This window comes from Virgisporangium ochraceum, assembly GCF_016863655.1.
GTDB lineage: Bacteria > Actinomycetota > Actinomycetes > Mycobacteriales > Micromonosporaceae > Virgisporangium > Virgisporangium ochraceum.
In genome coordinates this window covers 158,550-171,459 of record NZ_BOPH01000001.1, presented here as the reverse complement: position 1 = coordinate 171,459, position 12,910 = coordinate 158,550, and the positions used below count along the sequence as shown (strand labels likewise).

Sequence of the window (12,910 nt, the reverse complement as noted above, 5' to 3'; positions counted from 1 at the left end):
CGGATGCGCGACCAACGTGAGGTCGGCGGCGCCTGGACCACGTTCCAGCACCACTGGAAGGGCGAGCCGGCCGCCGACCTCGCGCCGTACGTCACGCACTACTGGGCCGTCTCGTGGGACCTGCGCGGGCAGCCGCCGTTCCGGCAGAAGGTCGTGCCGTACCCGCAGGTGCACCTGTCGTTCCTGAACGGCGAGCCGCTCGTGCGGGGCGTGTCGCGCGGTTTCGTGGTCCGCACGCTCGAGGGGCGGGGCCGGGTGTTCGGGGTGGCGTTCCGGCCCGGCTGCTTCCGGCCGTTCCTCGGGCGTCCCGTGTCGACCATCACCGACCGCACGCTGCCGGCGGCCGCGGTCTTCGACGGCGCCGTGCCTTCAGCGCAGACCGTCGACGCGTTCCTCCTGGACCGGCTGCCCGGCCCCGACCCGGCGACCGGGCAGGCCGCGGACCTGGTCGAGCGGATCGCCACCACACCCGACCTGACCCGCGTCGACGCGTTGGCCGCCGACGCCGGCCTGTCGGTCCGGGGGCTGCAGCGGCTGTTCAGCGACCACGTCGGCGTCGCGCCGAAGTGGGTGATCCGCCGGTACCGCCTGCACGAGATCACCGAGCGCCTCGCCGCCGGCGGCGCCGTCGACTGGGCCGTGCTGGCGGCCGACCTCGGCTACGCCGACCAGGCCCACCTGACCCGCGACTTCACCAAGCTCGTCGGCGAGCCGCCCACGTACTACGCCGAGCGCTACCCGCGTCGGCCGAGCGTCAGGTAGGCGAGGCCGAGCACGCCGCGGGTGCCGTGCAGGTACCGGTGGTGCATCCCGTCGAGCTCGCTTCTCAGGCCCGCGGCGTGGGGACCGGTCGGGTTCGCGAGGAGCCACTCCTCGACGTCCTCGGTGAGCCCGAACTCGAACGCGTCCCACTCGTCGAGGGTCGCGGTCTCGACGCGCAGCAGCCGGAAGCCGGCCGCGACGGCCTGGTCGGCCAGCGTCGCGAGGTCGACGCAGTCGTCGGTGGAGGCGCCCGCCCACATGTGCGCCAACCGCTCCGGGCTCGGCGGCACGGTCCAGACCTCGGCGCCGAACAGCAGCCGCCCGCCCGGTTTGACCCGCCCGGCCAGCGCCTCCAACGCCTCGACGGTGGTGCCGAACGCCTGGTAGGCGCCGAGGCTGATGACCGCGTCGGCCGGTGTCCGGTGGTCGGCCGCGGATCCCTCGACGAACTCGACCCGCCCGTCGAGCCCGCGGTCGCGGGCGGCGCGCCGGGCGCGTTCGATGTCGGGCCCGTGCACGTCGAGGCCGGTACCGCGGGCCCGCGGGCACCGGTCGAGCACGCGGAGCAGGAGCTCACCCCAGCCGCACCCGTAGTCGACGACCGTCGAGGGGCGCGCGGCGGCGAGGCGGGCGACCATCCGGTCGGCCCGGTCGGCGGACAGCGGGTTCGCGAAGTCGAGCCGGTCGCCGGCGCCCAGGGCGGGAGGTTCGGTCACGGCCGCGAAGCCTATCGATCGGCGCCGGTCCCGTCGTCGCGTTTGTTCAAGACCGGGTGCGCGAGGCGCCGGTACGGTCCACGGCCATGCACGAACTCATCGCGCTCGCCGTTCCGCCGACCCTCGCCGTGGTGCGCGGGATCCGTCCCGACGACCTCGACGCACCGACGCCCTGCCGGGACTGGACGGTGCGGCAGCTCGTCGACCACCTGCTGGAGTGGGGACCGGCGTTGGTCGCCGCGGCCGGCAAGGAGGAGGTGACACCGGTGCCGGTGTCCGGTGCGGACCCCGCCGACCTGGAGCCGCACTTCGCCGCGCTGGAGGAGGCGTGGAGCGAGCCGTCGGCCTGGGAGGGCGCGACCCGGCTGGGCGGCCCGATGGAGCTGCCCGCCCCGATGATCGGCGGCATGGTGCTCGCGGAGGTCGTGGTGCACGGCTGGGACCTGGCGGTCGCCACCGGGCAGCGTCCGACCTGGCCGGACACCCTGCTGGCGCCGGTGCACGAGGAGGTCGCGAAGACCGCCGAGCAGGGCCGCGAGATGGGGGTGTACGGCCCGGCGGTGGCGGTGCCCGACGACGCGCCGCTGCTCGACCGCATCCTCGGGCTGACCGGCCGCGGCCCGATCACCCGACCTTCGTAAAAGCGCCGAGATCGGGCGTGAGAGGGTGGCACCATGCCATCGCCGCGTCGATCCACCATCTTCGCTGTGCTCGTGCTCGTCGCCGGGCTCGCGTTCGCCGGGTGCGGGCGGGCCCAGCCGGGCACGGCCGCGTACGTCGGTGACGTCCGGATCACCGAAAAGCGCATCGACGGGATGGTCGAGGAGGTCCGCCGGTCGGCGCCGGACCGCAACCCGGCCGGGATCCGGGGGCTGGTGGTGAGCACGCTCGTGCTGAGCGAGCTGGCGGAGAAGGCGGCCAAGGCGAACTCGATCGACGTGCCGGCGCCGGCGTACGACGAGGTGGCCCGGTCGACCGGTCTGCCGGCCGACTCCGACCTGGCCCGGGCGATCGCCGAGCTCGACGCCGCCGGTGGCGCGCTGATCCAGAAGTCCAGCCCGGTGCAGCCGACCGAGCGGGACCTGCGGGACATCTACGAGGGGCTGATCACCAGCCAGTCGATCCCCGACACCACCACGTTCGAAGACGCGAAGCAGCAGCTCAGCGCGAACTCGAGCCTGCCGGGTGTGCTCGGCGCGCGTGCCCTCCTGCTCGAGCAGGCGAAGAAGATCGGCCTGGAGGTCAACCCGCGGTACCGGCCGCTCACCGCGTCGATCGGGTCCGTGGGGGTGCCGATGGTGCTCGCCGAGGGCATCGGCGTCAGCGACCAGCTCTGAGCCCCGTGTCGCGCGTCGTCCTGCTCGTCACCTCGCCGCGGTTGCCGGCGGGGCTGCTCACCGCCGAGGCGTGGGACCTGGTGCGGGCCTTTCCGGTCCGGGCCGCCGTCGAGGGCGGGCAGGTCGCGGCGTTGCGCCACGTCGGGGTGTCGGTGACCGTCGACGCGCGGCCGGACGCCGAGGCGCTGCTCCGGGACGCAGACGAGCACGGCACGGCGGTGTGGCTGGCCGGTGCCGACGGCGACGAGGACTTCGCCCGATCGCTCGGCATGCGGATCGCGCGCGAGCCCGGCCGCGCCGAACTGGAGCTGATGTACGGGTCCTGGGACCCGCCCGGTGCCCGGCTGCTCGACGCGGTGGCGGTGATGGCCCGGCTGGTGGCGCCCGACGGCGATCCGTGGAAGCGGTCGCAGACCCACCGCAGCCTCGCGAAGTACCTGCTCGAGGAGGCATACGAGGCGTACGACGCGATCCTCGCCGACGACCACGGCGCGCTGCGCGAGGAACTGGGCGACGTGCTGCTGCAGATCGTGCTGCACAGCGCCCTGTCCGAGAGCGCCGGCGCGGGCTGGACGGTCGACGACGTGGCCGGCGGCCTGGTCGAGAAGCTGGTCCGGCGCAACCCGCACGTGTTCGCCGGCGCCGAGGTCGACGGGCTCGACGACATCGTCGCCAACTGGGAGCGGATCAAGAAGGAGGAGAAGCCCCGCGACTCGGTGCTCGACGGCATCTCGCCGCACCAGCCGACCCTGTCGCTGGCCGCGAAGGTGCTGGGCCGGCTCGACAAGGCGGACTTCGAGCCGCCGCCGCTACCCACCGACACCGACCTGGGCGGGTCGCTGCTGCGCCAGGTCGCCGACGCGGTGCGCAGCGGGCTCGACCCGGAGGCCGCGCTGCGAGTCACCGTCCTCGACCACATGAACCGGATCCGGGCCGCCGAGCGGGCTGCGCAACCCCAGCACGAGCCCGGCGGCGACGACGAGGACGCCGACGATCTGGACGGTGGCGGGACGCTCCAGGTCCAGTAGCGCGGTGACCGCCAGCGACACCGGCGGCAGCAGCCCGACGAACAGGCCGGCCCGCTCGGGTCCGAGCCGGCCCAGCCCGCCGTACCAGGCCAGGAACGCGACCACGGTCAGCAGCGCGCCGAGGTAGAGGTAGCCGGCGGTCTCGGCGCCGGTCGGCAGCCGCCACCGGGCCGGCTCGCCGGTCGCGACCAGCGCCACGCCGAGCATCGGTACGGCGAGCACGCACGAGTACGCCGAGACCCGCAGCGGGCCGAGCCGCGGCAGCAGCGGCACGGCGAGCAGGGAGAACAGCACCTCGCCGGCGAGCGTGCCGAGCGCGGCGGCGAGCCCGACGGGGTCGGCCGAGCCGCCGCCGTGCACCAGGGCACCACCGACGATCACCACGAGCGCGGCGAGCAGCAACATGCCGCCCGGCCGTTGGCGGCGCATCAGGGGACCCAGCAGGGCGAGCACCAGCGGCGTGCCGCCGACCACCGTGCCGACCACCGCCGCGTCGGCGTGCCGCAGCGCGGTGAGCAGCAGCACGTTGAACAGCACCAGGCCGGTGAGGGCAAGGGCGAGCAGGCGCACGCCGTCCGATAGCGAAAGTCGCACCGGGGGCAGGTTCCGTATGCGGAGGACCGCGAGGAGCACCAGCCCCGCGATCGTGTAGCGGGCGGCCTGGCCGGTGAGGTCGGGGTAGTCGAGCACGAGGCGCGACACGGGCACCGACGCACCGAGGATCGTCATGGCGAATATGCACTGGAGGACGCCGGATCTCTGTGACATGCGATGACCGTAGGTCCGCTGCGGTTCTATTCAGTGGTCCAGAAACGTGCGGGGAATGTGGACCAATCGGCGGGAGGTCAACTCCGGGTAGGTTCTCTGCATGCGGCAGCAGTTCCTCAGTAGCGCCGAGCGCATCGTCGACGCGATGCTCGGTGAGAGCCCGGCCCTCGCGCAGACCGCCGGCGACCACACCTACGACGACTGCCTGCCCGACTGGTCACCCGACTCGGTCGCGGCGCACGTGTCGATCCTGCGCGAGGCTGCCGACGCGCTGTCGCAGGTCGACACCGACGCGCTGCCGCCGGCCGACGCCGTCGACTGCACCGTGCTGCTGGCCCGGGTCGAGCGCACACTGTTCGAGCTCACCGAGGTGCGCGAGCACGAGTGGAACCCGCTGTACCACAACCCGGGTTCCCTGCTGCACCACCTGATCGAGCGCCCGTTCGCGCCGGTCGCCGAGCGGTTGGAGCCCCTCGCCGGCCGGCTGCGTGCCATCCCCGACGCGCTGGCCACCGCCCGCGAGGTGCTCGTCGACTGTCCGCGCGTGCACCTGGAGACCGCGATCGACCAGTTCACCGGCGTCGCCGGCCTGGTACGCCGCGAGGTCGACCGGATGCTCGGCGAGGCGCCGGCGCAGCGCGGCACGGTGGCGCCCGCGCAGGAGGCCGCGATCGCCGCGCTCGACGAGTTCAGCGACTGGCTCCGGTCGAAGCTGGAGACCGCCGGCGACGGCCGTGACCCGCGCCTCGGCCGCCGCCTGTACGAGGCGCGGCTCTGGCACACGCTCGACACCGACCTCACCGCCGCCCAGATCGAGGCCGCGGCCACCACCAACCTGTCGCGGGTGCTGGAGGAGATCCGCGAGACGGCCGCCGCCATCACCGGTGGCCGGCCGACCGACGACGCGGTGCGCGCCGCGATGGCCCGGGCCGCCGCCGACCGGCCCACCAACGACACGATCGTCGAGCTGGCCCGCGTGGCGCTCACCGAGGCAACCGCGTTCGTCGACCAGTTCGAGCTGATGTCGCTGGTCGACGACCCGTGCGAGATCCGGGAGATGCCCGAGTTCGCGCGCGGGGTGGCGATCGCCTACTGCGACCCGCCGGGGCTGCTGGAGACCGCCGACGTGCCCACCTACTACTGCATCTCGCCGACGCCGTCGACCTGGTCGGCGGAGCGGGTCGAGTCGTTCTACCGCGAGTACAACAACCAGATGGTGCGCAACCTCACCGTCCACGAGGCGATGCCGGGGCATTTCCTGCAGCTGGCGCACGCCCGCCGGGCCACCGGGTCGAAGAAGATCCGGGCGGTGTCGCGGTCGGGGTCGTTCGTCGAGGGCTGGGCCACCTACGCCGAGGAGCTGATGGCCGAGCACGGCTACGGCGGCCGCGAGGTGCGGCTGCAGCAGCTGAAGATGCAGCTGCGCATGACGATCAACGCGATCCTCGACCAGGCCGTGCACTGCGACGGCATGACCCGCGACGAGGCGCTCGCGCTGATGCGCGACAGCGGCTTCCAGGAGGAGGGCGAGGCCGTCGGCAAGTGGCGGCGGGTGCTGCTGACCTCGACCCAGCTGTCGACGTACTTTGTGGGCTACACGGAGGTGGCCGCGATCGCCCGCGCCCGCCCGGCCGGCACCCCGCTCCGCGACTGGCACGACGCGATGCTGTCGCACGCGTCACCGCCGCCGCGCCACCTCAGGACGCTGCTCGGGATCTAGTCCGGACGCTGGTCGTCGATCTCGGCGCCGGCCGGTAGCTCGAACGCCGCCGCGTCGGCGGTGGCGGTGTAGGTGGTCAGCTCGAACGAGTAGAGCGTGCCGTCGACCGTGCCGGTGAAGCTGCCGAGCAGCCCGCCGGCGGTGACGCACGTGGTGAACCCGGTCGGCCCGTGCACGCCCACGCACGTCGACGGCTCGCCGGCGATCGTCTTCCGGTAGCGGGTCACCGTGGCGCCGTCGGTCATGGCCGAGCTCACCAGGCGCACCGCGGCACTGGGCGCGACGAGGCCGGCGGCGGCCGGCGAGCCCGGCGACGGGCTGGGCGCCGGCTCGTCGGAGGCGGTGGTGGCCAGCAGGTCGAGCGCCGGCTCGGCACCGGGCGACGGGGGCGCCTTCAGCGTGCAGCGGCTGCCGAGGCAGTTCGCCAGCTCGGTCTCGGTGAACACGGCCTTGCCGCCGGGGTGCACGTACGCGGCCCGCCGGGGCTTCTGCGCCTGCGCGATCATCGCCTCGGCACCGCCGTCGAGGCGGTACTCGGCGGTGAACGTGAGGTCGCCGGCCCGGTCGAGGCGGGTGGCGAGGTCGTTGAGCAGAGCCGGCTCGTCGGCCGCGGCCCGGGTGCACCCCGCCGGAGCGAGTAGTGCCGTGACCACGGCGAGTGCCGCGACGAACCGCCCCCGCGAAGAACGCATGGCCTACACCTTGGACTGCGGGGGTGATCCATCGCAAATCGGTTCACCGCCCGCCCGGGTCGGCGTCACCCGGCCCGACTAGGCTGCTCCGCGGATCCAGACAACCTGAGGGGGAAGCCATGGGCACCATCGAAGCGGTCGTCGCCCGGGAGATTCTCGACTCGCGCGGCAACCCGACGGTCGAGGTCGAGATCGGTCTCGACGACGGCACCGTCGGACGTGCCGCGGTGCCGTCGGGCGCGTCGACCGGCGCGTTCGAGGCGATCGAACTGCGTGACGGCGACCCCAAGCGGTACCTGGGCAAGGGCGTCCAGCAGGCGGTCGAGAACGTCACCGAGAAGATCGCCGAGGAGCTGCTCGGCCACGACGCGAGTGACCAGCGCCTCATCGACCAGACGATGCTCGACCTCGACGGCACACCCGACAAGTCGAACCTGGGCGCCAACGCGATCCTCGGCGTGTCGCTCGCCGTGGCGAAGGCCGCCGCCGACTCGGCGCTGCTGCCGCTGTACCGGTACGTCGGCGGTCCCAACGCGCACCTGCTGCCGGTGCCGATGATGAACATCGTCAACGGTGGCGCCCACGCCGACTCGAACGTCGACGTGCAGGAGTTCATGATCGCGCCGATCGGTGCCGCGACGTTCGCCGAGGCGCTGCGCTCGGGCGCCGAGGTCTACCACGCGCTGAAGTCGGTGCTGAAGAAGAAGGGCCTGTCGACCGGCCTGGGCGACGAGGGCGGCTTCGCGCCGAACCTGCCCACCAACCGGGCGGCGCTCGACCTGATCGCCGAGGCCGTGTCGGCCGCCGGGTTCACGCTGGGTGAGGACATCGCGCTCGCGCTCGACGTGGCCGCCACCGAGTTCTTCGACGACGGCACCTACACGTTCGAGGGCGCCGCGAAGAGCGCCGACGAGATGATCGCGTACTACACCGACCTGGTCGACAACTACCCGATCGTCTCCATCGAGGACCCGCTGGCCGAGGACGACTGGGCCGGCTGGTCGGCGCTCACCGCCGGGCTCGGCGACCGCATCCAGATCGTCGGCGACGACCTGTTCGTCACCAACCCGGAGCGCATCGCGCGGGGCATCGACGAGGCGGCGGCGAACGCGGTGCTGGTCAAGGTGAACCAGATCGGTTCCCTCACCGAGACGCTCGACGCCGTCGACCTGGCCCACCGGGCCGGCTTCCGCTGCATGATGAGCCACCGGTCGGGCGAAACCGAGGACACCACGATCGCCGACCTGGCCGTCGCCACCGGCACCGGCCAGATCAAGACCGGTGCGCCGGCCCGCTCCGACCGGGTCGCCAAGTACAACCAGCTCCTCCGGATCGAGGAACAGCTGGGTGACGCGGCGCGGTACGCCGGCGCCGGGGCGTTTCCCCGGTACCGTTCGTCCTGACGTTTCACGTTCAGGGGGTTCTGATGCCAGCCAGTCGCGGTGGAGCGGCACCGCCGCCCCGCCGCGGCGGGCAGGGTAGCCGTGGGCAGAGCAGCGGTCGCGGCGCCGTTGGGCGCCGGGCCGCCAGGTCCGAGCCGAGCCGTGTCCCGCGGTCGGAGCCGGGCCGTACCGGCAAGACCATCCGGTTGGACCCGAACCGCTCCGCGTCGTCGGCCCGGCCCGTTCAGCGGGGACGGCCGACGGCGGCGAGCCGGCCGGCCGGGGTGCGCCGGCCCAACACGGGCACCGCTGCCACGCGTACCCGGGCACCGCAGCCGCGCCGGTTCACCGGCCGGGCCGCGGTGCTCGGGATGGTGCTGGTCGGGCTGCTGCTGGCGTACGCGTATCCGGTGCGGGTCTACCTGGCCCAGCAGGCCGAGATCGCCGGGCTCGAACAGCAGCAGCGCGAGCAGCGGGAGCGCATCGCTGGCCTGGCCGACGAGCGGGCCAAGTGGGACGACCCCGAGTTCGTGAAGGCCAAGGCCAAGAAGGAACTGCAGTACGTGCTGCCGGGCGAGATCTCGATCGTGCCGCTGCCCGACGCGGTCGCGGCCGGCGCCACCCCGACGACGCAGCCCGACCCGGCCGCGGGCGACCCCTGGTACAAGAAGCTGTGGTCGAGCGTCGAGGTGGCGAACGGGTGACCGTCGACCCTGGGAACCCGGTGCGGGATCCCGCGACCCAGGCCGACCTCGACGCGGTGGCCGCCCAACTCGGCCGCACCCCGCGGGGCACGCGCTTCGTGGCGCACCGCTGCCCCTGCGGCCGTCCCACCGTGGTGGAGACGACGCCGCGCCTTCCCGACGGCACCCCGTTCCCGACGCTCTACTACCTCACCTGCCCGCGCGCGGTGGCGGAGTGCAGCCGCCTGGAGTCGGGCGGCATGATGAAGGAGCAGAACGCCCGTCTGGCCGAAGACGCCGAGCTGGCCGAGCACTACGCCGGGGCGCACAAGGACTACCTGGCCCGCCGGGAGGCCGCCGGTCACGTGCCGGAGATCGAGGGCGTGTCCGCCGGTGGCATGCCGATCCGGGTGAAGTGCCTGCACGTGCACCTCGGGCACCGGCTGGCGGTCGGGCCGGGCATCAACCCGATCGGCGACGAGACGCTAGCGCTCGTCGGCGAGTGGTGGGCCGAGGGCCCCTGCGTGTGAGCGGATGTGGGCCTGCAGCGCCGCCTCGTCGGTGGAGCTGAGGGCGCCCACGGCCGCCGGGAACGCCTCGGCCAGGTCGATCATCACGTCGAGGGTCACCTCGTCGAGCAGGTCGTCGCCGGCGTCCGGGCCGACCTTGGAACGGGCGCTCGCCAGCCGCGGCCCGTTGACCATCGTCGTCGCGATCTCGCGGAGCTCCGCCGGGCTCAGGTGCAGCCACGGGTCCCACTTGCGGCTCTCGCTGAAGCGCCGCTCGTCGAACTCGGCGATCTTGAGCTTGCGTACCGGACGCTCGGCCGGGGTCATCGGGCCGTCGGGACGCAGGACGACGCCCTCGGCGAGGTTGCCGGCCAGCTCGGGCAGCCCGAGCACCTGCGGCACCCGCGTGGGGAACCGGACCGGCACCGCGTCGACCGAGGTGCGGCTGCCCCGGGCGAGCAGCGGCACCACGTCGAGCCCGGCGGCGGTGGCGACCGCGGCCACCTCGGCGTACGGCAGGAACCGGCCGTCGCCGCCGAGCACGTCGAACAGCGCGTACCGGACCGTGGGGGAGTACCACACCCCGGTCTGCACGGGTGCCATGCCGGGCGCGGCCGGCACGTCGGGGTGCGGGTAGGCGCCGCCGTACAGCTCGCCGAAGATCCGCACCTCGCCGCCGCACCGGGTCAGCGCGGCCTCCACTGCCACCTGGAACCGGTCCCGGAGCAGTTGCCACCCGAAGAACGCCTCGTCGGGCCGCAACCACGCCTTGCGCTTCCCCACGTGCAGGGCGCCGCCGTCGTACCCGAGAACGAGCTGACCGCCGTGGATCTTCTCGGTCGCGATCCAGTCGCCACCGGAGGAGCCGCCGACGGCGGACCCACCGGTGGTGATCCTGGGGTAGCTGATGTGCTCCACGGAGGCCATGGTGCGCGATCTACGCTAGGCGGCGTGGAGGTCATCGTCCGGCGGGCCAGGACCCGGGACATAAGAGCGGTCCGGCGGCTGGTCGACACCTACGCGCAGCCGGGAATCATGCTGTCGAAGGCGACCGTCGCGCTGTACGAGGACGTGCAGGAGTTCCGCGTCGCCGAGCGCATCTCCGACGGCGCGATCGTCGGGTGCGGCGCGCTGCACGTCATGTGGGAGGACCTCGCGGAGATCCGCACGGTCGCGGTCGACCCGGAGTGCCGGGGCCAGAAGGTCGGCCACCGCCTGGTCAGCGACCTGGTCGACGCGGCCCGGGAGCTGGGCGTGCGACGGGTGTTCTGCCTCACGTTCGAAACGGCGTTCTTCGGCTCCTTCGGGTTCGAACCGATCGACGGGACGCCGGTGACCCACCAGGTGTTCGAGGAGCTCCTGCGCTCCTACGACGAAGGTGTCGCCGAGTTCCTCGACCTCGAACGGGTCAAGCCCAACACCCTGGGCAACACGCGCATGCTGCTGCATCTGGAGGACAGGTGAGGGTCGCCGCGATTGACTGTGGCACCAACTCGATCCGGCTGCTCGTGGCCGACATCGATGGCGACACCGCGGGTGGCCGGCTCACCGACGTCAGCCGGCGCATGGAGATCGTGCGGCTGGGTGAGGGGGTCGACCGCACCGGTCGGCTCGCGCCCGCGGCGATCGAGCGCACCCGCAAGGCCCTGGCCGACTACGCGGCCGAACTGCGCGACGCGGGCGCCGAGCGGGTGCGGATGGTCGCCACCAGCGCCAGCCGCGACGCGTCGAACGCCGGCGACTTCCGGGCCATGGTGGTGGAGACGCTCGGCGTCGAGCCGGAGGTGATCAGCGGTGACGAGGAGGCGCGGCTGTCGTTCACCGGCGCGGTACGCGGGCTCGACGCACCGGGCCCTTACCTGGTGGTGGACATCGGGGGCGGCTCCACCGAGTTCGTCACCGGTTCCCGGCGGGTCGAGCACGCGATCAGCGTCGACATCGGCTGCGTGCGCATGACCGAGCGCCACCTGCCCGACGACCCGCCCGGAGCATCCGAGGTCGCGGCGGCCCGCGCCGATGTCACCGCCAGCGTCGACCGCGCGCTCACGGCGGTCCACGCGAAGCCCGGCGACGGCGTCGAACGCACGCTCGTGGGTCTCGCCGGATCGGTGACGACGGTGGCCGCGCTCGCCCTCGGCCTCGACGCGTACGAACCGGCGCGCATCCACCAGGCGCGGATCGACCGCGCCACCGTGGAGCGGGTGACCACCGAACTGCTCGTCGCCACGCGGGCCGAGCGCCTGGCGATGCCGGTGATGCACCCCGGCCGGGCCGACGTGATCGCGGCCGGCGCCCTGATCCTCCAGGTGATCATGGAGCAGGTCGACGCGCCGGCGGTGATCGCCAGCGAGCACGACATTCTCGACGGTATCGCTTACAGCGCAGCCGGAACCGCTTGAGGGCGGTAAGGACCGGGCGTACCGTCGAATGCCATGAAGTGGTGGTCGATCGAGGTGCGAGACGGCGTGCTTCCGGCGCAGCGCTGGAAGGACGGCTACGGCGAGTCGCTGCTCGAGGCGGCCATCACCCACGGCGCCAAGCGCTGGGAGTGGACGGTGCTGCCCGGCGGCGTGCTGCTCGAACTGGGCTTCCGGGAGGTCGACGACTGGCAGCGGTTCCGCGACCTGCCGGTGGTCACCGCCGCGCTCGACGCGACGCCCGACCCGGTCAACGGCCTGTTCGTGTACCCGGGCCGCGGCGGCAGTTCCACGAAGCCGAGCAGGCCGCGCAAGCCGCGCCCCATGGGTGCGGGTGCCGCCGCCGTGCCGATTCCGGCGCAGCCGCCGGTTCCGGTGCGCCTGGCCGACACCGAGCCGCCGGTCGAGATCCTGCGAGTATTCGCAGCTTGAGTCAGGCGGTGCGGCGCACTTCGGCGCGGCTCTGCTCGCGCGGCTCGGCGTCGTCGCGTGACCACCACCAGCCGTAGGTGAGCGAGGCCTCCGACGGAATGGTCATGAGGATCTTGGCCGGCATCGGGCCGTCGTAGGCGGAGAAGACCCCCGGCCGCACCTCCAGGAACCGCACCACCCCGGGCAGTTCCAGGCAGGCGACGTGCAGTTCCAGCCGGCCACCCTCGCCGGCGGTGAGCACCGTGTGCTCGACGTGCTGCAGCCCGTGCGAGTCGCTGAAAGCCTCGTAGTCGAGCACCACGGCGCGGCCGCGGACGATCGGCGTCACCTGGATGCGGGCGATGAACGGCCCGCTCTCCATGCCGTCTCCCCGGCCGCGGTACAGGCCGGGCGCCTTGGTGAGGCGTTGCAGCAGGTCGAACACCTCGACACCGTAACGGGCCGTGTCGAGCCAGTGAAGGGTC

The 12,910-nt window shown here is 73.1% G+C and carries 15 protein-coding genes and 1 pseudogene; 11 read left to right on the top strand and 5 right to left on the bottom strand.

What is annotated here, in order from left to right:
- Positions 1-3 precede the first annotated feature (3 nt).
- Positions 4-762, top strand: coding sequence for a helix-turn-helix domain-containing protein (locus tag Voc01_RS00820; protein WP_203925242.1), 759 nt, complete (start codon positions 4-6; stop codon positions 760-762).
- On the opposite strand, the gene Voc01_RS00815 is transcribed toward Voc01_RS00820, so the two are convergent.
- Entirely contained in the window at positions 735-1,478 is a 744-nt protein-coding gene (locus Voc01_RS00815) for an SAM-dependent methyltransferase (RefSeq protein ID WP_239159832.1), read from the bottom strand. The two genes, Voc01_RS00820 and Voc01_RS00815, sit on opposite strands and share 28 nt — an antisense overlap.
- Positions 1,479-1,564: 86 nt before the next feature.
- Between Voc01_RS00815 and Voc01_RS00810 the strand changes: the two genes are divergently transcribed.
- From Voc01_RS00810 to Voc01_RS52700, 3 genes are read left to right on the top strand one after another with little or no spacing between them, the layout of a single operon-like run.
- Complete coding sequence (locus Voc01_RS00810; RefSeq protein ID WP_203925241.1) at positions 1,565-2,119, top strand: TIGR03086 family metal-binding protein; 555 nt, start codon at positions 1,565-1,567, stop codon at positions 2,117-2,119.
- A gap of 33 nt (positions 2,120-2,152) precedes the next feature.
- Positions 2,153-2,815 (top strand): SurA N-terminal domain-containing protein, encoded by a 663-nt coding sequence (locus Voc01_RS00805; RefSeq protein ID WP_203925240.1) that lies wholly within the window; start codon positions 2,153-2,155, stop codon positions 2,813-2,815.
- Positions 2,812-3,843 (top strand): nucleoside triphosphate pyrophosphohydrolase, encoded by a 1,032-nt coding sequence (locus tag Voc01_RS52700; RefSeq protein WP_373873770.1) that lies wholly within the window; start codon positions 2,812-2,814, stop codon positions 3,841-3,843. Before Voc01_RS00805 ends, Voc01_RS52700 begins: the two co-directional genes overlap by 4 nt.
- On the opposite strand, the pseudogene Voc01_RS00800 reads toward Voc01_RS52700, so the two are convergent.
- Positions 3,832-4,611: pseudogene (locus tag Voc01_RS00800) on the bottom strand (DMT family transporter); the annotation flags it as partial. The gene Voc01_RS52700 and the pseudogene Voc01_RS00800 sit on opposite strands and share 12 nt — an antisense overlap.
- A gap of 100 nt (positions 4,612-4,711) precedes the next feature.
- Between Voc01_RS00800 and Voc01_RS00795 the strand changes: the two are divergent.
- On the top strand, positions 4,712-6,331 hold the full coding sequence (locus tag Voc01_RS00795; RefSeq protein WP_203925238.1) for a DUF885 domain-containing protein: 1,620 nt from the start codon (positions 4,712-4,714) through the stop codon (positions 6,329-6,331).
- On the opposite strand, the gene Voc01_RS00790 is transcribed toward Voc01_RS00795, so the two are convergent.
- A complete protein-coding gene (locus tag Voc01_RS00790; RefSeq protein WP_203925237.1) occupies positions 6,328-7,023 on the bottom strand; it encodes a hypothetical protein in 696 nt (231 codons plus the stop codon). The genes Voc01_RS00795 and Voc01_RS00790 overlap by 4 nt on opposite strands.
- A 119-nt stretch (positions 7,024-7,142) precedes the next feature.
- Between Voc01_RS00790 and eno the strand changes: the two genes are divergently transcribed.
- The 3 genes from eno to Voc01_RS00775 all read left to right on the top strand — a co-directional run bounded on the left by eno (position 7,143) and on the right by Voc01_RS00775 (position 9,618).
- Complete coding sequence (gene eno / locus Voc01_RS00785; RefSeq protein WP_203925236.1) at positions 7,143-8,426, top strand: phosphopyruvate hydratase; 1,284 nt, start codon at positions 7,143-7,145, stop codon at positions 8,424-8,426.
- A gap of 185 nt (positions 8,427-8,611) precedes the next feature.
- Entirely contained in the window at positions 8,612-9,109 is a 498-nt protein-coding gene (locus Voc01_RS00780) for a septum formation initiator family protein (RefSeq protein ID WP_239159830.1), read from the top strand.
- Positions 9,106-9,618, top strand: a complete 513-nt coding sequence (locus Voc01_RS00775; protein ID WP_239159829.1) for a DUF501 domain-containing protein — start codon at positions 9,106-9,108, stop codon at positions 9,616-9,618. Before Voc01_RS00780 ends, Voc01_RS00775 begins: the two co-directional genes overlap by 4 nt.
- Here Voc01_RS00775 and Voc01_RS00770 read toward each other — a convergent pair.
- A complete protein-coding gene (locus tag Voc01_RS00770) occupies positions 9,574-10,515 on the bottom strand; it encodes an RNA ligase family protein (RefSeq protein ID WP_203925234.1) in 942 nt (313 codons plus the stop codon). The genes Voc01_RS00775 and Voc01_RS00770 overlap by 45 nt on opposite strands.
- A gap of 33 nt (positions 10,516-10,548) precedes the next feature.
- Here Voc01_RS00770 and Voc01_RS00765 point away from each other — a divergent pair, with 33 nt between their 5' ends.
- The 3 genes from Voc01_RS00765 to Voc01_RS00755 are packed head-to-tail and all read left to right on the top strand — an operon-like array spanning position 10,549 to position 12,446.
- Positions 10,549-11,061, top strand: coding sequence for an amino-acid N-acetyltransferase (locus Voc01_RS00765; protein ID WP_239159828.1), 513 nt, complete (start codon positions 10,549-10,551; stop codon positions 11,059-11,061).
- Positions 11,058-11,996: a Ppx/GppA phosphatase family protein gene (locus Voc01_RS00760; protein WP_203925232.1), complete on the top strand. Its 939-nt coding sequence runs from the start codon at positions 11,058-11,060 to the stop codon at positions 11,994-11,996. The genes Voc01_RS00765 and Voc01_RS00760 overlap by 4 nt, the downstream gene beginning before the upstream one ends.
- Before the next feature lie 33 nt (positions 11,997-12,029).
- Entirely contained in the window at positions 12,030-12,446 is a 417-nt protein-coding gene (locus tag Voc01_RS00755; RefSeq protein WP_203925231.1) for a hypothetical protein, read from the top strand.
- 1 nt (position 12,447) lies between these two features.
- Here the strand turns inward: Voc01_RS00755 and Voc01_RS00750 are convergent, their stop codons facing one another.
- Positions 12,448-12,870: a hypothetical protein gene (locus Voc01_RS00750; protein WP_203925230.1), complete on the bottom strand. Its 423-nt coding sequence runs from the start codon at positions 12,868-12,870 to the stop codon at positions 12,448-12,450.
- Positions 12,871-12,910: the final 40 nt, after the last annotated feature.

Excerpts from the sequence above, each read along its gene's own strand:
- Voc01_RS00820 (WP_203925242.1), top strand. The coding sequence starts at position 4 with ATGCGCGACCAACGTGAGGTCGGCGGCGCCTGGACCACGTTCCAGCAC.
- Voc01_RS00810 (WP_203925241.1), top strand. The coding sequence starts at position 1,565 with ATGCACGAACTCATCGCGCTCGCCGTTCCGCCGACCCTCGCCGTGGTG.
- Voc01_RS00805 (WP_203925240.1), top strand. The coding sequence starts at position 2,153 with ATGCCATCGCCGCGTCGATCCACCATCTTCGCTGTGCTCGTGCTCGTC.
- Voc01_RS00795 (WP_203925238.1), top strand. The coding sequence starts at position 4,712 with ATGCGGCAGCAGTTCCTCAGTAGCGCCGAGCGCATCGTCGACGCGATG.
- Voc01_RS00790 (WP_203925237.1), bottom strand. The coding sequence starts at position 7,023 with ATGCGTTCTTCGCGGGGGCGGTTCGTCGCGGCACTCGCCGTGGTCACG.
- eno (WP_203925236.1), top strand. The coding sequence starts at position 7,143 with ATGGGCACCATCGAAGCGGTCGTCGCCCGGGAGATTCTCGACTCGCGC.
- Voc01_RS00755 (WP_203925231.1), top strand. The coding sequence starts at position 12,030 with ATGAAGTGGTGGTCGATCGAGGTGCGAGACGGCGTGCTTCCGGCGCAG.